Annotated in this window: 16 protein-coding genes; all 16 read left to right on the top strand. The window is 65.6% G+C overall.

Features of this window, described 5'->3' with window-relative positions; translation table 11 throughout:
• The first annotated feature begins 180 nt into the window (after positions 1-180).
• The 16 genes from pyrH to tilS all read left to right on the top strand — a co-directional run bounded on the left by pyrH (position 181) and on the right by tilS (position 18,669).
• Positions 181-924, top strand: coding sequence for a UMP kinase (gene pyrH / locus SBP02_RS14880; RefSeq protein ID WP_318642890.1), 744 nt, complete (start codon positions 181-183; stop codon positions 922-924).
• A complete protein-coding gene (gene frr / locus SBP02_RS14875; protein WP_318642889.1) occupies positions 921-1,478 on the top strand; it encodes a ribosome recycling factor in 558 nt (185 codons plus the stop codon). Before pyrH ends, frr begins: the two co-directional genes overlap by 4 nt.
• Before the next feature lie 16 nt (positions 1,479-1,494).
• On the top strand, positions 1,495-2,250 hold the full coding sequence (uppS, locus tag SBP02_RS14870; RefSeq protein WP_318642888.1) for a polyprenyl diphosphate synthase: 756 nt from the start codon (positions 1,495-1,497) through the stop codon (positions 2,248-2,250).
• Positions 2,250-3,065 carry a phosphatidate cytidylyltransferase gene (locus SBP02_RS14865; RefSeq protein WP_318642887.1) on the top strand — a complete coding sequence of 272 codons (816 nt, stop codon included), beginning with the start codon at positions 2,250-2,252 and terminating at the stop codon, positions 3,063-3,065. The genes uppS and SBP02_RS14865 overlap by 1 nt, the downstream gene beginning before the upstream one ends.
• The gene (ispC, locus tag SBP02_RS14860) at positions 3,062-4,249 is read left to right on the top strand and encodes a 1-deoxy-D-xylulose-5-phosphate reductoisomerase (protein ID WP_318642886.1); all 1,188 of its coding nucleotides are present in this window, start codon (positions 3,062-3,064) and stop codon (positions 4,247-4,249) included. Before SBP02_RS14865 ends, ispC begins: the two co-directional genes overlap by 4 nt.
• A gap of 18 nt (positions 4,250-4,267) precedes the next feature.
• Entirely contained in the window at positions 4,268-5,620 is a 1,353-nt protein-coding gene (rseP, locus tag SBP02_RS14855) for a sigma E protease regulator RseP (RefSeq protein ID WP_318642885.1), read from the top strand.
• Positions 5,621-5,693: 73 nt separating this feature from the next.
• On the top strand, positions 5,694-8,045 hold the full coding sequence (bamA, locus tag SBP02_RS14850) for an outer membrane protein assembly factor BamA (protein WP_318642884.1): 2,352 nt from the start codon (positions 5,694-5,696) through the stop codon (positions 8,043-8,045).
• A 44-nt stretch (positions 8,046-8,089) separates the two neighbouring features.
• Positions 8,090-8,593 carry an OmpH family outer membrane protein gene (locus tag SBP02_RS14845; RefSeq protein WP_318642883.1) on the top strand — a complete coding sequence of 168 codons (504 nt, stop codon included), beginning with the start codon at positions 8,090-8,092 and terminating at the stop codon, positions 8,591-8,593.
• A 2-nt stretch (positions 8,594-8,595) separates the two neighbouring features.
• Positions 8,596-9,654 (top strand): UDP-3-O-(3-hydroxymyristoyl)glucosamine N-acyltransferase, encoded by a 1,059-nt coding sequence (lpxD, locus tag SBP02_RS14840; RefSeq protein ID WP_318642882.1) that lies wholly within the window; start codon positions 8,596-8,598, stop codon positions 9,652-9,654.
• Positions 9,655-9,702: 48 nt separating this feature from the next.
• Positions 9,703-10,143 (top strand): 3-hydroxyacyl-ACP dehydratase FabZ, encoded by a 441-nt coding sequence (gene fabZ, locus SBP02_RS14835; RefSeq protein WP_318642881.1) that lies wholly within the window; start codon positions 9,703-9,705, stop codon positions 10,141-10,143.
• Entirely contained in the window at positions 10,140-10,916 is a 777-nt protein-coding gene (gene lpxA / locus SBP02_RS14830; RefSeq protein WP_318642880.1) for an acyl-ACP--UDP-N-acetylglucosamine O-acyltransferase, read from the top strand. The genes fabZ and lpxA overlap by 4 nt, the downstream gene beginning before the upstream one ends.
• A gap of 3 nt (positions 10,917-10,919) precedes the next feature.
• Positions 10,920-12,053 carry a lipid-A-disaccharide synthase gene (gene lpxB / locus SBP02_RS14825; RefSeq protein WP_318642879.1) on the top strand — a complete coding sequence of 378 codons (1,134 nt, stop codon included), beginning with the start codon at positions 10,920-10,922 and terminating at the stop codon, positions 12,051-12,053.
• Positions 12,053-12,649: a ribonuclease HII gene (rnhB, locus tag SBP02_RS14820; protein ID WP_318642878.1), complete on the top strand. Its 597-nt coding sequence runs from the start codon at positions 12,053-12,055 to the stop codon at positions 12,647-12,649. Before lpxB ends, rnhB begins: the two co-directional genes overlap by 1 nt.
• Before the next feature lie 89 nt (positions 12,650-12,738).
• Positions 12,739-16,266 (top strand): DNA polymerase III subunit alpha, encoded by a 3,528-nt coding sequence (gene dnaE / locus SBP02_RS14815; RefSeq protein WP_318642877.1) that lies wholly within the window; start codon positions 12,739-12,741, stop codon positions 16,264-16,266.
• A gap of 135 nt (positions 16,267-16,401) precedes the next feature.
• Positions 16,402-17,352: an acetyl-CoA carboxylase carboxyltransferase subunit alpha gene (locus SBP02_RS14810; RefSeq protein ID WP_318642876.1), complete on the top strand. Its 951-nt coding sequence runs from the start codon at positions 16,402-16,404 to the stop codon at positions 17,350-17,352.
• Complete coding sequence (tilS, locus tag SBP02_RS14805) at positions 17,353-18,669, top strand: tRNA lysidine(34) synthetase TilS (RefSeq protein WP_318642875.1); 1,317 nt, start codon at positions 17,353-17,355, stop codon at positions 18,667-18,669.
• Positions 18,670-18,795 lie beyond the last annotated feature (126 nt).

The following is an 18,795-nucleotide window of genomic DNA, read 5'->3' as shown; positions in this document are numbered from 1 at the left end:
TCGCCCCGAAGAGGCTGCCCGCTCGCGCGTGCAGCCTCTTTGTCAAACTAGGGTGGCAATCCGCCTTGAGGAGGCGGTCTGGGGTGCTTGGCACCAAAGGCCTCGGGTGTGGTCAAACCGCCCGAACATCGCGGGTTTATAGGCCCGCACAGCATTCAAACGCCGCAGGAGAGACGGGTAATGGCTCAGCAGGTTAGTGGTCGGCAACCGCGCTACAAGCGCATTCTGCTCAAACTGAGCGGCGAGGCATTGATGGGCTCGGAGGACTTCGGCATCGATCCCAAGGTGCTCGATCGCATGGCGCTGGAAGTCGGTCAGCTGGTCGGTATCGGCGTACAGGTCGGCCTGGTGATTGGTGGTGGTAACCTGTTCCGTGGCGCAGCCTTGAGCGCTGCGGGCATGGACAGGGTCACCGGCGACCATATGGGCATGCTGGCCACCGTGATGAACGCCCTGGCCATGCGCGACGCCCTGGAGCGTTCGAACATCCCGGCCATCGTCATGTCGGCGATTTCCATGGTCGGGGTGACCGACCATTACGATCGGCGCAAGGCCATGCGCCATCTCAAGACCGGCGAGGTGGTGATTTTCGCCGCCGGTACCGGCAATCCCTTCTTTACCACCGACTCGGCGGCCTGCCTGCGGGCCATCGAGGTCGATGCCGACGTGGTGCTGAAGGCGACCAAGGTGGACGGCGTCTATACGGCCGACCCGTTCAAGGACCCGCATGCTGAGAAGTTCGAGCGCCTGACCTACGATGAGGTGCTGGACCGCAAGCTGGGGGTGATGGATCTGACGGCCATCTGCCTGTGTCGTGACCACCAGATGCCGTTGCGCGTATTCAACATGAACAAGCCCGGCGCCCTGCTCAATGTGGTAGTGGGTGGCACCGAAGGCACTCTGATCGAGGAAGGTGAAGCATGATCAACGAGATCAAGAAAGACGCCCAAGAGCGCATGAAGAAGAGCCTGGAGTCGCTGGCTCATGCCTTTAGCCGCATCCGTACCGGCCAGGCTCACCCGAGCATTCTGGCGGGCGTGATGGTGCCCTACTACGGCACCGATACGCCGATCAACCAGGTCGCCAACGTCACGGTCAAGGATTCGCGCACCCTGCAGGTCGTGGCCTTCGAGCGCAACATGCTGGCCGCTGTGGACAAGGCGATCCAGAGTTCCGGTCTGGGCTTCAACCCGACCAACCTGGGTGAGTTGTTGCTGGTGACCATGCCGGCCCTGACCGAGGAGACCCGCAAGGGCTTCACCAAGCAGGCGCGCGATGCCGCGGAAGATGCCCGGGTGGCGGTGCGCAACATCCGCCGCGATGCCATGAGCCAGTTGAAGGATCTGGTCAAGGAGAAGGAAATCAGCGAGGACGAAGAGCGTCGCGCCGCCGATGAGGTACAGAAGCTGACGGACAAGTTCGTGGCCGAGATCGATGTCGCGATGAAGCAGAAAGAAGCGGATCTGATGGCCGTCTGACGGCCAGGATATCGTCATGGACAAGACCAGCCGCGGCGGCCAGCTAGCCGTGCCACGACACGTGGCGATCATCATGGACGGCAACAATCGCTGGGCGAAGAAGCGTTTGCTGCCGGGGGTGGCCGGGCACAAGGCGGGTGTCGATGCGGTGCGCGCGGTCATCGAGGTCTGTGCCGAGGCGGGGGTCGAGGTGCTGACCCTGTTCGCCTTCTCCAGCGAGAACTGGCAGCGCCCCGCCGACGAGGTAGGGGCGCTGATGGAGCTGTTCCTCGGTGCCCTGCGTCGTGAGGCCAAGAAGCTCAACGACAATGGCATTAGCCTGCGTATCATCGGCGACCGTTCGCGTTTCCACCCGGAGCTGCAGGCGGCCATGCGCGATGCCGAGGCGCAGACCGCCGGCGACAAGCGCTTCATCCTGCAGATCGCGGCCAACTACGGCGGCCAGTGGGATATCGCCCAGGCCGCGCAGCGTTTGGCGCGAGAGGTTCAGGGTGGGCATCTGCGCCCCGAAGACATCACCCCGCAGTTGCTCCAGGGCTGCCTGGCCACCGGCGATCTGCCCTTGCCCGACCTGTGCATCCGCACCGGCGGGGAGCACCGCATCAGCAACTTCCTGCTGTGGCAGCTGGCCTACAGCGAGCTGTACTTCTCCGACCTGTTCTGGCCGGACTTCAAGCACGAGGCCATGCGCAAGGCGCTGGCCGACTTCGCCAAGCGCCAGCGGCGCTTCGGTAAAACCAGTGATCAGGTCGAGGCCGAGGCGCGCGCTTAATGCTTAAACAACGAGTCATGACCGCGTTGGTGCTGTTGCCCGTCGCGCTGGGCGGATTTTTCCTGCTCGATGGTGCGGCCTTCGCCCTGTTCATCGCGATGGTGATCGGCCTGGGGGCCTGGGAATGGGCGCGCCTGGCCGGTTTCGCCGGGCAGCTCCAGCGTGTCGCCTATGCCGCCGTGGTCGGCCTGTTGCTGCTCGGTCTCTACCATCTGCCCCGGTTGGCGCCTTGGGTGCTGGCGCTCGGCATCCTCTGGTGGGCGCTGGCGACCCTGCTGGTGCTCAACTACCCGGCCAGTAGTCGCTATTGGGCGGGGGCGCCGGCGAGGCTGTCGATCGGGTTGCTGATCCTGCTACCGGCCTGGCAGGGGCTGGTGCTGTTCAAGCAGTGGCCGCTGGCCAATGGTCTGATCCTGGCGGTGATGGTGCTGGTCTGGGCGGCGGACATCGGCGCCTATTTCGCCGGCAAGGCCTTCGGCAAGCGCAAGCTGGCGCCGCGGGTCAGTCCGGGCAAGAGCTGGGAGGGACTGCTCGGCGGCCTGCTGGCCAGCCTGCTGCTGACCCTGCTGGTCGGGCTCTACCGCGGCTGGGGTAGCGGCGCGCTGCTGCTGGCCCTGGTCGGGGCGACGCTGGTGGTGTTGATTTCGGTGGTCGGCGACCTGACCGAAAGCATGTTCAAGCGCCAGTCGGGGGTCAAGGACAGCAGCAACCTGCTGCCCGGCCACGGTGGCGTGCTCGACCGTATCGACAGCCTGACCGCGGCGGTGCCGGTGTTTGCCGGCCTGCTGTGGCTGGCGGGTTGGGGGGCGCTGTGAGTCGGCCCCAGCAGATCACCGTACTGGGGGCGACGGGCTCCATCGGCCTCAGTACCCTCGATGTGATTGCCCGGCATCCCGAGCGCTATCAGGTCTTCGCGCTGTCCGGTCATAGCCGTCTCGCCGAGCTGGAGGCGCTGTGCCTGATCTACCGGCCGCGCTTCGCCGTGGTGGCCGATGCCCGTTCGGCCAGTCAGCTGCAGGGTGGCTTGCATGCCGCCGGCCTGTCCACCCGGGTGCTCAGCGGGGAGGAGGGGTTGTGCGAGGTGGCCGGGCATCCGCAGGTGGACGCGGTGATGGCCGCCATTGTCGGCGCCGCCGGGCTCAAACCGACCCTGGCCGCTGTCGAGGCCGGCAAGAAGGTGCTGCTGGCCAACAAGGAAGCGCTGGTGATGTCCGGCGCCCTGTTTATCGAGGCGGTGCGCCGCAGTGGTGCGACCCTGTTGCCGATCGACAGCGAGCACAACGCAATCTTCCAATGTCTGCCCGGCGATTACGGGCGTGGCCTGCAGCAGGTCGGGGTGCGGCGGATCATGCTGACCGCCTCCGGTGGCCCGTTCCGCGAGACACCGCTCGAGCGGCTGGCCGAGGTCTCCCCGGAGCAGGCCTGTGCCCATCCCAACTGGTCGATGGGGCGCAAGATCTCCGTGGATTCGGCGAGCATGATGAACAAGGGCCTGGAGCTGATCGAGGCCTGCTGGTTGTTCGATGCCAAGCCGGCGCAGGTCGAGGTGGTGATCCATCCGCAGAGCGTGATCCATTCGCTGGTCGACTATGTCGACGGTTCGGTGCTGGCGCAGCTGGGTAACCCGGATATGCGCACGCCCATCAGTCACGCGCTGGCCTGGCCGCAGCGCATCGACTCCGGGGTGGCGCCGCTGGACCTGTTCGCCGTGGCGCGTCTGGATTTCCAGGCGCCGGACGAGCAGCGTTTCCCCTGCCTGCGCCTGGCTCGTCAGGCCGCGGAGGCGGGCGGTACGGCGCCGGCCATGCTCAATGCGGCCAACGAAGTGGCGGTGGCGGCCTTCCTCGAGCGGCGGGTACGCTTTCCCGAGATCGCGAGTATCATCGATCGGGTGCTGAACGCAGAGCCTGTCGTGGCGGTCGAAAGTCTGGATGCGGTGTTGGCGGCCGATCTGCAGGCGCGGGAAAGAGCCATGCACTGGCTGAATCGCCGCGATTGATCGGCGCGGAGAAAACCTATGAGTACGCTGTATATGATTGTCGGCACCCTGATTGCACTCGGGGTGTTGGTGACCTTTCACGAGTTCGGCCATTTCTGGGTCGCGCGGCGCTGCGGGGTGCGGGTGCTGCGCTTTTCGGTCGGTTTCGGCACTCCGTTGTTGCGCTGGTATGACCGTCAGGGCACGGAGTTCGTGATCGCCGCCATTCCCCTGGGCGGCTACGTCAAGATGCTCGATGAGCGCGAGGTCGAGGTGCCGCCGGAGCAGCTCGAGCAGTCGTTCAATCGCAAGAGCGTGCGTCAGCGTATCGCCATCGTTGCGGCCGGGCCGATCGCCAACTTTCTTCTCGCGCTGCTGTTCTTCTGGCTGGTGGCCATGCTCGGCAGCCTGCAGGTGCGGCCGGTCATAGGTGCCGTGGAGGATGGCAGTCTGGCGGCAGCCGCCGGGCTGCAGGTGGGGCAGGAGATCGTCGCGGTGAACGACGAACCGACTACCGGCTGGGCGGCGGTCAACCTGCAACTGGTGCGTCGTCTGGGTGAGAGCGGGCCGCTGCCGATCACCGTGCGTGAGCAGGGCTCCACGGTCGGCACTCCGCGGCAGATTGAGCTGGTCGACTGGCTGCAAGGGGTCGACGAGCCGGACCCCATCGCCGCCCTGGGCATCCGGCCCTGGCGTCCGGCGCTGGAGCCGGTGCTGGCGCAGCTGGACCCCGAGGGGCCGGCCAAGGCGGCCGGTCTGCAGGCCGGCGATCGCATTCTGGCTTTGAACGAGCGGTCGCTCGACGATTGGCAGCAGTTGGTCGATCGTGTGCGGGCCATGCCGGGCCAGCGGGTCAGCCTGCTGATCGAGCGTCAGGGGCGGCAGCGAGAGCTGTCGCTGACCTTGTCTGCGCGCGGCGAGGGCGAGGCGCGCAGTGGCTATCTGGGCGCAGGCGTGGAGGGGGGCGAGTGGCCGCCCGAGATGCTGCGCGAGATCAGCTTCGGGCCCCTGGAGGCGGTGGGCGAAGCGCTGTCGCGAACCTGGGCGATGAGCCTGCTGACCCTCGATTCGCTGAAGAAAATGCTGTTCGGCGAGCTCTCGGTAAAAAACTTGAGCGGGCCGATAACCATTGCTAAAGTGGCGGGCGCTTCGGCTGAGTCGGGCCTGGGGGATTTCCTGACCTTCCTGGCCTACCTGAGCATAAGTCTGGGGGTTCTCAATCTGTTGCCAATCCCAGTGCTGGATGGGGGGCATCTGCTTTTTTATCTGGTCGAGTGGGCGCGCGGCCGTCCGCTGCCGGAACGGGTGCAGGGTTGGGGGATGCAGATCGGCATCAGTTTGGTGATAGGGGTGATGTTGCTGGCCCTGGTCAACGACCTTAGTCGTCTGTAATCGCTACTGAATTACAAATCTGTCGCCTCGAGCGACAGATTTTTTATTGTCAGTTGGAATAAGAAAGGACTTCATGAAACGTCTGCTGCTACCTGCGGTGCTTGCCGCATTGATGATCGCCGAAGTTCACGCCGAGTCCTTCACCATCTCCGATATTCGCGTCAACGGTCTCCAGCGGGTCTCCGCCGGCAGCGTGTTCGGCGCCTTGCCGCTCAATGTCGGCCAGCAGGTCGATGACCGCGGCCTGGTGGAGGCAACCCGCGAACTGTTCAAGACCGGTTTCTTCCAGGACATCCAGCTGGGGCGCGATGGCGACGTGCTGGTCATTACCCTGGTGGAGCGCCCGTCGATTTCCAGCATCGAGATCGAGGGCAACAAGGCGATCACCAGCGAAGACCTGCTCAAGGGGCTCAGTCAATCCGGCCTGGCCGAAGGCGAAATCTTCCAGCGTGCCACCCTCGAGGGCGTGCGCAACGAACTGCAGCGTCAGTACGTGGCCCAGGGTCGCTACTCTGCCGAGATCGAGACCGAAGTGATCCCCCAGCCGCGCAACCGCGTGGCGCTGAAGATCAATATCAACGAGGGTTCGGTCGCCGCCATTCAGCACATCAACGTGGTGGGCAACAGCGTCTTTGCCGACGAGGACCTGATCGACCTGTTCGAGCTGAAGACCAGCAACTGGCTGTCCTTCTTCAAGAACGACGACAAGTACGCCCGTGAGAAGCTCTCCGGCGACTTGGAGCGCCTGCGTTCCTATTATCTGGACCGCGGCTACATCAACATGGACATCTCCTCCACCCAGGTGTCCATCACCCCGGACAAGAAGCACGTCTACATCACGGTCAACGTCGATGAAGGGCAGAAGTACAGCGTGCGCGAGGTCAAGTTGTCCGGCGACCTGAAGGTGCCGGAAGAGGACATTCGTGCGCTGCTGCTGGTCAAGGAAGGGCAGGTGTTTTCGCGCAAGGTGATGACCACCACCTCGGAGCTGATCACTCGCCGCCTGGGCAACGAAGGCTATACCTTCGCCAACGTCAACGCGGTGCCGGAAGCCCATGACGAAGACGACAGCGTGTCGATCACCTTCGTCGTCGACCCGGGCAAGCGCGCCTATGTCAACCGCATCAACTTCCGTGGCAACACCAAGTCCGAGGACGAAGTGTTGCGGCGCGAGATGCGCCAGATGGAGGGGGGCTGGGCTTCGACCTACCTGATCGACCAGTCCAAGACCCGCCTGGAGCGCCTCGGCTACTTCAAGGAAGTCAACGTCGAGACCCCGCCGGTACCGGGTACCGACGACCAGATCGACGTCAACTACAGCGTCGAAGAGCAGGCATCTGGCTCCATCACCGCCAGCGTCGGCTTCGCCCAGAATGCCGGCCTGATCCTCGGTGGCTCCATCAGCCAGAGCAACTTCCTCGGTACCGGCAACAAGGTCAGCCTCGGCCTCAACCGCAGCGAGTACCAGACCAGCTACAACTTCGGCTTCGTCGATCCCTACTGGACCCCGGATGGCGTCAGCCTGGGCTACAACGCCTTCTACCGAACCACCGACTACGACGAACTGGATACCCAGGTCTCCAGCTTCGCGGTGGACAGCCTCGGTGCAGGTGTGAGCATCGGCTACCCGATCAGCGAGACCTCGCGCCTGACCTACGGCCTGACCGCCCAGCAGGACACCATCAACACCGGCGTCTTCACCGTCGACGAGATCTTCAAGTTCATCGACCAGGAAGGCGAGCGCTACCTGAACTTCAAGGCCTCCGTGGGCTGGTCGGAGTCGACCCTCAACCGCGGCGTGCTGGCCAATCGCGGCCATTCCCAGAGCCTGGTGTTCGAGACCACCATTCCGGGCAGCGACCTGTCGTTCTACAAGCTCGACTACCGCGGCCAGATCTTCAAGCCGCTGAACGATACCTACACCCTGCGCCTGCACACCCAGTTGGGCTATGGCGACAGCTACGGTTCGACCTCCGAGCTGCCGTTCTACGAGCACTACTACGCCGGCGGCTTCAACTCGGTACGTGGTTTCGACGACAACAGCCTGGGCCCGCGCAGCACCCCGAGCAAGGGCACCAACCCGGGTACTCAGCGCGACCCCGACCAGGACCCGCTGCCGTTCGGTGGCAACGTGCTGGTGCAGGGCGGTGTCGAGTTGCTGTTCCCGATGCCCTTCGTCAAGGATCAGCGCTCGCTGCGCACCGCACTGTTCTGGGATGTGGGCAACGTCTTCGATACCAGCTGCGGCAGCACCCAGACCAGTTGCAATGGCATCGACGCCGGCGAGCTGGCCAGCTCCGTGGGGGTCGGCCTGACCTGGATCACCGCCCTCGGCCCGCTGAGCTTCAGTCTGGCCATGCCGGTGGTCAAGCCGGACGATGCCGATACCCAGGTCTTCCAGTTCTCCCTCGGCCAGACCTTCTAAGCGGCTGGCCTTCGAACACCAACAGTTTTTTGCAGGAGTGCATCGTGCGTAAGTTGACTCAACTGGTTCTGTTAAGTGCTGCCCTGCTGGCGACCCCGGCGTTCGCCGAGATGAAGGTGGCCGTTCTCAACTATCAGATGGCCCTGCTCGAGTCCGATGCGGCCAAGCGCTATGCCGTGGATGCCGAGAAGAAGTTCGGCCCGCAGCTGAACAAGCTCAAGACCCTGGAGGGTGATGCCAAGCGCATCCAGGATCGCCTGGTCAAGGACGGCGAGAAGATGCAGCAGGCCGAGCGCGAGCGCCTGGAGCTGGAATTCAAGCAGAAGGCCCGTGACTTCCAGTTCCAGTCCAAGGAACTGAACGAGGCCAAGGCCGTCGCCGATCGCGACATGCTCAAGAAGCTCAAGCCGAACCTGGACAAGGCGGTCGAGGAAGTGATCAAGAAGGGCAACTACGACCTGGTGCTCGAGCGTGGCGCGGTGATCGATGTCAAACCCCAGTTCGACATCACGCTGCAAGTCATCGAGCGCATGAACCAGCTGCGTTGATCATGGGGGCCGCCGTGTTCACCCTCGGTCAGCTGGCCGAGCGCCTGGGCGCCACCCTGCGGGGGGGCGCCGACAAGCCGATCCGCGGCCTGGCGACCCTGCAGGAAGCCGGTGCCGAGCAGCTGAGTTTTCTCGCCAATCCGCAGTACCGCAAGTACCTCGGCGACTGCCAGGCCGGTGCGGTGCTGCTCACCGCAGCCGATGCCGAGGGCTATAAGGGCGATGCACTGATCGTCGCCAATCCCTACCTGGCCTACGCCGAGCTTTCCCATCTGTTCGACCGCAAGCCCCGGGCCGCGGCGGGCGTGCACCCGACGGCCTCGATCGCCGTCGATGCCCTGATCGACCCCAGTGCCAGCATCGGTCCCTATGCCGTTGTGGAAAGCGGCGCGCAGATCGCCGCCGGGGTGAGCCTGGGCGCCCATTGCGTGGTCGGCGCGCGTTCGGTCATCGGCGAGGGCGGCTGGATTGCCCCGCGGGTGACCCTGTATCACGACGTGCGGATCGGCAAGCGGGTGGTGATCCAATCGGGGGCGGTGATCGGTGGCGAGGGCTTCGGCTTCGCCAACGAGAAGGGCGTCTGGCAGAAGATCGCGCAGATCGGTGGCGTGGTCATCGGCGACGATGTCGAGATCGGCGCCAACACCACCATCGATCGCGGCGCCCTGGCCGATACCCTGATCGGTAATGGCGTCAAGCTGGACAACCAGATCATGATCGCGCACAACGTGCAGATCGGCGATAACACCGCCATGGCCGGCTGCGTCGGTATCTCCGGCAGCACCAAGATCGGCCGTAACTGCATGATCGCCGGCGGCGTCGGCATGGTCGGGCATATCGAGGTGTGCGACGGCGTGTTCGTCACCGGCATGACCATGGTCACCCGCTCGATCACCGAGCCCGGTGCCTATTCGTCCGGCACGGCCATGCAGCCGGCCGGCGAGTGGAGGAAGAGTGCGGCACGCATTCGACAGCTGGACGACATGGCGAGGCGTCTGAAAGAACTGGAAAAGCAGTTGGCCGCCGTGACCTCGGGCGACAATGCCTCATCTGATGCCTGAGCCCGGCCGCTGCCGCGTTCCCCTCTTTTTATTACAGGCTCTCTGGATATGATGGACATCAACGAAATTCGCGAATACTTGCCGCACCGCTACCCCTTCCTGCTGGTGGATCGGGTCGCCGAGCTGGATGTCGAAGGCAAGCGTATTCGTGCCTATAAGAATGTCAGCATCAATGAGCCGTTCTTCAACGGGCACTTTCCTCAGCACCCGATCATGCCTGGCGTGCTGATCATCGAGGCCATGGCTCAGGCCGCGGGCATCCTCGGTTTCAAGATGATGGGGGCCAAACCCTCCGATGGCACCCTGTACTACTTCGTCGGTTCGGACAAGTTGCGTTTTCGTCAGCCGGTGGTGCCGGGCGACCAGCTGCTGCTCGAGGCCAAGTTCCTCAGCTGCAAGCGCAGCATCTGGAAGTTCGAGTGCAAGGCCACCGTTGACGGCAAGGAAGTCTGTTCGGCCGAGATCATCTGTGCGGAACGCAAACTATGAGTTTGATTGACCCTCGCGCCATCATCGACCCCAGCGCCAAGCTGGCCGACGACGTCGTCGTCGGCCCTTGGTCGATTGTCGGGGCCGATGTGGAGATCGGCGAGGGTACGGTGGTCGGGCCCCATGTGATACTCAAGGGGCCGACCCGGATCGGTAAGCACAACCGCATCTATCAGTTTTCCTCGATCGGCGAGGACACTCCGGATCTCAAGTACAAGGGCGAGCCCACGCGTCTGGTGATCGGCGACCATAACGTGATTCGCGAAGGGGTCACCATCCACCGTGGCACCGTGCAGGATCGCAGCGAAACCACCATCGGCGACCACAACCTGATCATGGCCTATGCCCATATCGGCCACGACAGCGTGATCGCCAACCATTGCATCCTGGTGAACAACACCGCGCTGGCCGGTCACGTCCACGTCGACGACTGGGCGATCCTCTCCGGCTACACCCTGGTGCATCAGTTCTGTCGCATCGGTGCCCACAGTTTCTCCGGAATGGGCACGGCCATCGGCAAGGATGTGCCGGCCTATGTCACCGTCTTCGGCAACCCCGCCGAGGCGCGCAGCATGAACTTCGAGGGCATGCGCCGCCGTGGCTTCAGCAACGAGGCCATCGCCGCCCTGCGCCGGGCGTACAAGACGGTGTACCGTCAGGGCTTGACCGTGGAACAGGCCCTGGCCGAGTTGGCCGAGCCGTCGGCGCAGTTTCCCGAGGTTGCGGTGTTCCGCGACTCGATCCAGGCTTCCAGCCGCGGCATCACCCGCTAAACCATGGGTCAGCCATTGCGCATCGCCCTGGTGGCCGGCGAGGCCTCCGGGGATATTCTTGGCGCCGGCCTGATGCGTGCGCTCAAGGCGCAGCATGCCCGGATCGAGTTCGTTGGTGTCGGCGGACCCCTGATGCAGGCCGAAGGCCTGGAGTCCTATTTCCCCATGGAGCGTCTGGCGGTGATGGGCCTGGTCGAGGTGCTCGGCCGCCTGCCGGAGTTGCTGGGCCGGCGTCGGCGCCTGCTGCGCGACCTGATCCAGGCCAAGCCGGACGTGTTCATCGGCATCGATGCGCCGGACTTCAATCTCGATCTCGAACTCAAGTTGCGTCGTGCCGGGATCAAGACCGTGCATTACGTCAGCCCCTCGGTCTGGGCCTGGCGGCAGAAGCGCGTGCTGAAGATTCGTCAGGCCTGCGACCTGATGCTCTGCCTGTTCCCCTTCGAGGCGAAGTTCTACGACGCCCAGCAGGTGCCGGTGCGTTTCGTCGGCCATCCGCTGGCCGATACCATTCCCCTGCAGGCCGAGCGGCATGCCGCGCGGGCGGCCCTGGACCTGCCGCAGGAGGCTCCGGTGGTAGCCCTGCTGCCGGGCAGCCGTGGCGGCGAGGTGGCACGCTTGGGCGCTTTGTTCCTCGATGCAGCGACGCGCCTGCGGGCCTTGCGCCCCGGCATTCGCTTCGTGCTGCCGAGCGCCAGTCCGGAGCGCCGCGCCCAGCTCGAGCAGCTGCTGGTCGACCGCGATCTGCCCCTGACCCTGGTGGACGGCCGCTCCCACGAGGTGCTGGCCGCCTGCGACGCGGTGTTGATCGCCTCCGGCACCGCCACCCTGGAGGCGCTGCTGTACAAGCGGCCGATGGTGGTGGCCTACCGGGTCGCGCCCTTGACCTACCGGATCCTCAAGCGCCTGGTGAAGAGCCCCTACATCTCCTTGCCCAATCTGTTGGCCGAGCGCCTGCTGGTGCCCGAGCTGATCCAGGACGCGGCGACGCCGGAGAGCCTGGCGCAGCATTTGGCGCCGCTGCTGGAGGATGGCGAGGTGCAGACCGAGGGCTTCGATGTGATTCATCGCGCGTTGCGCCGTGACGCTTCGGTCCAGGCGGCTCAGGCCGTGCTCGAACTGGCCGGGCGCGCCTGATGCAGCTGGGGCTGGATTTCACCCAGGTGCAGGAGCTGGTGGCCGGGGTCGACGAGGTCGGTCGTGGTCCGCTGTGCGGCGCCGTGGTCACCGCGGCGGTGATCCTCGATCCGGCCCGGCCGATCCACGGCCTGAACGATTCGAAGAAGCTCAGCGAGGCCCGCCGCGAGCAGCTGTTCGAGGAGATCCGTGAGAAGGCCCTGGCCTGGTGCATCGCCCGCGCCGAGGTGGAGGAGATCGACCGTCTGAACATCCTCCAGGCCACCCTGCTGGCCATGCAGCGTGCGGTCGAGGGCCTGAGCGTGACACCCAAGCTGGCGCTGATCGACGGCAATCGCTGCCCGCGCCTGTCGGTGCCCAGTGCGGCGGTGGTCAAGGGCGACAGCCAGGTGCCGGCGATCGCTGCGGCCTCGATCCTGGCAAAGGTCAGCCGCGATCGCGAGATGCAGCAGCTCGACCTGCAGTATCCCGGCTACGGTATCGCCGGGCACAAGGGCTACCCCACGCCGGTCCATCTGGAGGCCCTGCGTCGCCTGGGGCCGACGCCCATTCACCGGCGCTCCTTCGCGCCGGTGCGGGCCCTGCTGGAGCCTTAGGGGCAGCCTGCGGCTCGCGTCTCTGGCCTTTATCCCCGAGCCCGGTACAATCCGGGCCTTGTCGTTTTCGTGTTCTGCATAGGCTTGCCATGACCCCTTCCTTCGTCCATCTGCGTCTGCACTCCGAGTACTCCCTGGTCGACGGTCTGGTGCGGGTCAAGCCGCTGATCAAGGCGACCGCGGGCGCCGGCATGCCGGCGGTGGCGATCACCGACATGAGCAACATGTGCGCCCTGGTGAAGTTCTACAAGGCGGCCATGGGCGCCGGGATCAAGCCGATCTGCGGCGCCGATATCTGGCTGGCCAGCCCCGAGGAAGACGGTCCGCTGAGCCGCATGACCCTGCTGGCGATGAATGCCAAGGGCTATCGCAACCTCACCGAGCTGATCTCCCGCGGCTGGATGGAGGGGCAGAGCAACGACCTGGTGATCATCCAGCGCGACTGGGTCAAGGCCGCCGCCGAAGGCCTGATCGCCCTGTCCGGGTCCAAGGAGGGGGAGGTCGGCCATGCCCTGCTCGAGGACGACCAGGCCGGTGCCGAGGCGCTGTTGCGCGAATGGCAGGCGGCATTCCCCGAACGCTTCTATCTGGAGGTGCAGCGCACCAACCGGGTGGGCGACGAGGAACACCTGCATGGTGCCGTGGCCCTGGCCGAGAAGCTCGGCGTGCCGCTGGTGGCGACCAACGACGTGCGCTTCATCAAGCAGGGGGATTTCGAGGCCCACGAGACCCGCGTGTGCATCGGCGAAGGCCGCTCCCTGGACGACCCGCGGCGCTCCCGTGCTTACTCGGACCAGCAGTACCTGAAGACCCCGCAAGAGATGTGGGAGCTGTTCAGCGACCTGCCCGAGGCGCTGGAGAACTCCGTGGAGATCGCGAAACGCTGCAATATCGAGGTCCAGCTCGGCACCTACTTCCTGCCGAACTTCCCGATTCCCGACGGCATGACCATGGACGAGTACTTCCGCAAGGTCTCCTTCGAGGGACTCGAGGAGCGTCTGGCCGTGCTGCTGCCGCCGGACACCCCGGACTATCAGGCGAAGAAGCAGGTCTATATCGATCGCCTGAATTTCGAGCTGGACATCATCATCCAGATGGGCTTTCCCGGTTACTTCCTCATCGTCATGGACTTCATCCAGTGGGCGAAGAACAACGGTGTGCCGGTCGGGCCGGGCCGGGGCTCGGGCGCCGGCTCCCTGGTGGCCTATGTGCAGAAGATCACCGACCTCGACCCGTTGGCCTACGACCTGCTGTTCGAGCGCTTCCTCAATCCCGAGCGGGTCTCCATGCCCGACTTCGACGTCGACTTCTGCATGGACGGCCGCGACCGGGTGATCGACTACGTGGCCGAGAAGTACGGACGCAACGCGGTCAGTCAGATCATCACCTTCGGTTCGATGGCGGCCAAGGCGGTGGTGCGCGACGTGGCGCGGGCTCAGGGCAAGTCCTACGGCCTGGCCGATCGCCTGTCGAAGATGATCCCCTTCGAGGTCGGCATGACCCTGGAGAAGGCCTACGAACAGGAAGAGGCGCTGCGCGACTTCCTCAAGGTCGACGAGGAGGCGGCGGAAATCTGGGAGATGTCTCTCAAGCTCGAGGGCATCACCCGCGGCACCGGCAAGCACGCCGGCGGCGTGGTGATCGCGCCGACCAAGCTCACCGACTTCGCGCCGATCGCCTGCGATGAAGAGGGCGGCGGCCTGGTGACCCAGTTCGACAAGGACGACGTGGAAGCGGCCGGCCTGGTCAAGTTCGACTTCCTCGGCCTGCGCACCCTGACCATCATCAAGTGGGCGATGGAAACCATCCATCGCATCCAGAAGCGCGAAGGCGCTGCGGATGAGGAGTTGGTCAACATCGACTTCATCCCGCTGGACGACAAGAAAACCTACGACATGCTGCAGAAGGCCGAGACCACGGCGGTGTTCCAGCTCGAGTCGCGGGGCATGAAGGAGTTGATCAAGAAGCTCAAGCCGGACTGCCTGGAGGACATGATCGCTCTGGTGGCGCTGTTCCGCCCGGGGCCGCTGCAGTCGGGCATGGTGGACGACTTCATCAACCGCAAGCACGGCCGCGCCGAGCTGTCCTACCCGCACCCTGACTACCAGTACGCCGGTCTGGAACCTGTGCTCAAGCCCACCTACGGCATCATCCTGTACCAGGAACAGGTGATGCAGATCGCCCAGGTCATGGCCGGCTACACCCTCGGCGAGGCGGACATGCTGCGTCGTGCCATGGGCAAGAAGAAACCCGAGGAGATGGCCAAGCAGCGTGGCGGTTTCATCGAGGGCTGCGCCAGTAACAACATCGACGCGGACCTGGCGGGCAACATCTTCGACCTGGTGGAAAAATTCGCCGGCTACGGCTTCAACAAGTCCCACTCGGCCGCCTACGGCCTGGTGTCCTATCAGACCGCCTGGCTCAAGGCCCATCACCCCGCGCCGTTCATGGCGGCGGTGCTCTCGGCCGATATGCACAACACCGACAAGGTGGTGACCCTGATCGAGGAGTGCCGCAGCATGAAGCTGCGCCTCGATGCGCCGGACGTGAACACCTCGGAATTCAAGTTCACCGTCAACGACGAGGGGCGCATCGTCTACGGCCTGGGGGCGGTCAAGGGCGTCGGCGAGGGGCCGGTGGAGGCCATCGTCGAGTCGCGGCGCGACGGGCCGTTCAAGGACCTGTTCGACTTCTGCTCGCGGGTCGACCTCAAGCGCATCAACAAGCGCACCCTGGAGGCGCTGATCCGCAGTGGTGCGCTGGATCGCCTGGGACCGTACTTCCACGACGAGATCAAGGCCTACCAGGCCAATATCGACCGCAACCGCGCGGTGCTGCTGGCGGCCATGGAGGAAGCGGTGCAGGCGGCGGAGCAGACTGCCCGCAGCCACGACAGCGGCCACATGGACCTGTTCGGCGGGGTGTTCGCCGACGCCGAGACCGACGTCTACGTCAATCACCTCAAGGCCCGCGAGCTGACGCTCAAGGAGCGCCTGAAGGGCGAGAAGGACACCCTCGGCCTGTACCTCACCGGCCACCCGATCGACGAGTACGAAGGCGAGGTGCGGCGCTTCGCCCGCCAGCGCATCGTCGACCTCAAGCCGGCGCGCGACAGCCAGACGGTGGCCGGGCTGATCGTCGCCCTGCGGGTGATGAAGAACAAGAAGGGCGACAAGATGGGCTTCATCACCCTCGACGACCGTTCGGGGCGGATCGAGGCCTCGCTGTTCGCCGATGCCTTCGCCGGCGCCCAGGCGCTGCTGCAGACCGACGCCCTGGTGGTGGTCGAGGGCGAGGTGAGCAACGACGATTTCTCCGGTGGCCTGCGCCTGCGCGCCAAGCGGGTGATGAGCCTGGAAGAGGCCCGCACCGGCCTGGCCGAGAGCCTGCGCCTGAAGGTCGCCGGCGCGGCCTTGAAGGGCGACCGCCTGCGCTGGCTGGCCGAGCTGTGCAGCCGCCATCGCGGTGCCTGCCCGATCACCCTGGATTACACCGGGGACGCGGCCAAGGCCCTGCTGCAGTTCGGCGAAAACTGGCGCATCGACCCGGCCGACAGCTTGATTCAGGCATTGCGTGACCAGTTCGGCCGAGACAACGTCTTTTTGCACTACCGCTGATAGGCGAGGCCGAGCCTCGCCAGTTGGCCCGACACATTATTGGGTGTCGACCTCGATGCGCCCGATCCCTTAAGGTAGGGCGCGAAACGGATACAGCTCCCCGGCCGCTTGGCCGTCGACGCAAGACGGATGACTATGAACCCGAACTTTCTCGATTTCGAACAGCCGATCGCCGACCTGCAAGCCAAGATCGAAGAGCTTCGCTTGGTGGGTAACGACAACGCGTTGAACATCAACGAAGAGATCGCCCGCCTGCAGGACAAGAGCAGCGCCCTGACCGAAAGCATTTTCGGCAACCTGACCAGCTGGCAGATCGCCCAGCTGGCCCGTCATCCGCGCCGCCCCTATACCCTCGATTACCTGCAGCACATCTTCACCGAGTTCGACGAGCTGCACGGCGACCGTCACTTCTCCGACGACGCCGCGATCGTCGGCGGCGTGGCGCGCCTGGACGGCGAGCCGGTGATGGTCATCGGCCATCAGAAGGGCCGCGACGTGCGCGAGAAGGTCCGTCGCAACTTCGGCATGCCGCGTCCGGAGGGCTACCGCAAGGCCTGCCGCCTGATGGAAATGGCCGAACGCTTCAAGATGCCGATCCTCACCTTCATCGACACCCCCGGCGCCTATCCGGGCATCGACGCCGAGGAGCGCGGGCAGAGCGAGGCGATCGCCTGGAACCTGCGGGTGATGGCGCGGCTGAAGACCCCGATCATCGCCACCGTGATCGGCGAGGGCGGCTCCGGCGGCGCCCTGGCGATTGGCGTCTGCGATCGTCTGAACATGCTGCAGTATTCGACCTACTCGGTGATCTCGCCGGAAGGTTGCGCCTCGATCCTGTGGAAGACCGCCGAGAAGGCCCCGGATGCGGCCGAGGCCATGGGCATCACCGCCGAGCGTCTGAAGGGCCTGGGCATCGTCGACAAGGTGATCGCCGAGCCCCTGGGGGGCGCCCACAGCGACCCGGCCGCGGCGGCCGAGTCGATCCGTCAGGAGCTGACGGCCCAGCTGGCCATCCTGAAGAAGCTCGATGCCACGGAGCTGCTGGCGCGCCGCTACGAGCGCCTGATGAGCTACGGCATCGCCTAAATGAGCCTGCACTCCAGGGTGCTGGAGCGTCTGGCGCCTTGGCGCGATGCGCCGGCCTGGCGCATCGCCTTCTCCGGCGGCCTGGACTCCACCGTGCTGCTGCACCTGCTGGCCGGCCTCGCGCAACGCGAGGCGCTGCCGCCGATTTCCGCCATCCATGTGCATCACGGCCTGCAGGCCGCGGCCGACGCCTGGCCGGAGCATTGTCGGCGGGTGTGCGACGCGCTCGGTGTGCCCTTGCGGGTCGAGGCGGTCGTGGTGCCGCCCGGCGCCAGCCTCGAGCGTGCCGCACGCGAGGCGCGCTACGCGGCGTTCGTCGCGGCCCTGGCGCCCGGCGAGTTGCTGCTGGCTGCCCAGCACCGCGACGACCAGGCCGAGACCCTGCTGTTTCGCCTGCTGCGCGGCGGCGGGGTGCGCGGTCTGGCGGGCATGCCGGCGAGCCGCGCCTTGGGACGGGGGCATCTGCTGCGCCCGCTGCTGGACTGTCCGCGGGCCGAGCTGGAGGCCTATGCCGCCGAGCACCGCCTGTCCTGGGTCGAGGACCCGAGCAATGCCGATGGCCGCTTCGCCCGCAACTATCTGCGTCAGCGGGTCATGCCGCTGCTGCGCACGCGCTGGCCGCAAGCCGAGCGCAGCCTGGCGCGCTCGGCGCGGCAGCTCGGCGAGGCGGCGCAGTTGCTCGACGAGCTGGCGCAGCTGGACCTGCAGGCGGCCGAGGCGCCCGGCCCGTTGGCCTGGTTGCCGCTGCCGAGCCTGGCCCTGCCGCCCCTGTGTGCCCTGAGCTCGGCGCGCCAGCGCAATGCCCTGCGTCACTGGTTGCGCGCGTTGACGCCTATGCCGGATGCCGAACACTGGGCCGGCTGGCAGGGCCTGCGAGAGGCGGCTGGCGATGCCGCGCCGGTGTGGCGTCTGGCGACCGGCGAGCTGCACCGGGCCGACCAGCGGTTGTGGTGGCTGGCCGGCGACTGGCTGCTGGCGCCGGTGTGCCCGCTGCTGACGCTCGAGGCCGATAAGGCGCTGGCATTGCCGGGCAATGGCTCTGTACGTATCGAGGGCTGCTTGCCCGCCCAGGGCGAGTGGCGCCTGGCCTATCGCCAGGGCGGCGAGCGCATGGCGCTGCCGGGGCGCGGCCACCGCGACCTCAAGCGCCTGCTCAACGAGCGCCGGGTGCCGGCCTTCGTGCGTGGTCGCCTGCCGTTGCTGCTGTGTGACGGCGAGGTGCGGGCGGTGGCCAATCTGCCAGGTTTGGATGGTGCCGGCGACGGTAGTTGGCGGCTCGGCTGGCAGCCGCCGGTGTGCGATCCAGGTTTGAGCTGATAGGGCCTTTCCGGTAGACTACGCTCCCGTCTTATCCGAGCTTTTGCTGACTCCCTTTCCTCGCGAGAACCGGAGTCGGTGACGGCTTGCCAATTGCGGCGTATCCGTAATTGGGGGCTTCGGCCT

The organism is Pseudomonas benzenivorans, assembly GCF_033547155.1.
Classification (GTDB): domain Bacteria; phylum Pseudomonadota; class Gammaproteobacteria; order Pseudomonadales; family Pseudomonadaceae; genus Aquipseudomonas; species Aquipseudomonas benzenivorans_B.
The sequence above is the reverse complement of the archived record's forward strand: the minus strand, read 5'-3'. Positions and strand labels throughout refer to the sequence as shown.

Coding starts and splice junctions, on each gene's coding strand:
- rseP (WP_318642885.1), top strand. CDS start 4,268: ATGAGTACGCTGTATATGATTGTCGGCACCCTGATTGCACTCGGGGTG.
- rnhB (WP_318642878.1), top strand. CDS start 12,053: ATGCAGCTGGGGCTGGATTTCACCCAGGTGCAGGAGCTGGTGGCCGGG.
- pyrH (WP_318642890.1), top strand. CDS start 181: ATGGCTCAGCAGGTTAGTGGTCGGCAACCGCGCTACAAGCGCATTCTG.
- lpxA (WP_318642880.1), top strand. CDS start 10,140: ATGAGTTTGATTGACCCTCGCGCCATCATCGACCCCAGCGCCAAGCTG.
- fabZ (WP_318642881.1), top strand. CDS start 9,703: ATGATGGACATCAACGAAATTCGCGAATACTTGCCGCACCGCTACCCC.
- lpxD (WP_318642882.1), top strand. CDS start 8,596: ATGGGGGCCGCCGTGTTCACCCTCGGTCAGCTGGCCGAGCGCCTGGGC.
- dnaE (WP_318642877.1), top strand. CDS start 12,739: ATGACCCCTTCCTTCGTCCATCTGCGTCTGCACTCCGAGTACTCCCTG.
- SBP02_RS14810 (WP_318642876.1), top strand. CDS start 16,402: ATGAACCCGAACTTTCTCGATTTCGAACAGCCGATCGCCGACCTGCAA.
- uppS (WP_318642888.1), top strand. CDS start 1,495: ATGGACAAGACCAGCCGCGGCGGCCAGCTAGCCGTGCCACGACACGTG.
- bamA (WP_318642884.1), top strand. CDS start 5,694: ATGAAACGTCTGCTGCTACCTGCGGTGCTTGCCGCATTGATGATCGCC.
- SBP02_RS14865 (WP_318642887.1), top strand. CDS start 2,250: ATGCTTAAACAACGAGTCATGACCGCGTTGGTGCTGTTGCCCGTCGCG.
- lpxB (WP_318642879.1), top strand. CDS start 10,920: ATGGGTCAGCCATTGCGCATCGCCCTGGTGGCCGGCGAGGCCTCCGGG.
- tilS (WP_318642875.1), top strand. CDS start 17,353: ATGAGCCTGCACTCCAGGGTGCTGGAGCGTCTGGCGCCTTGGCGCGAT.
- frr (WP_318642889.1), top strand. CDS start 921: ATGATCAACGAGATCAAGAAAGACGCCCAAGAGCGCATGAAGAAGAGC.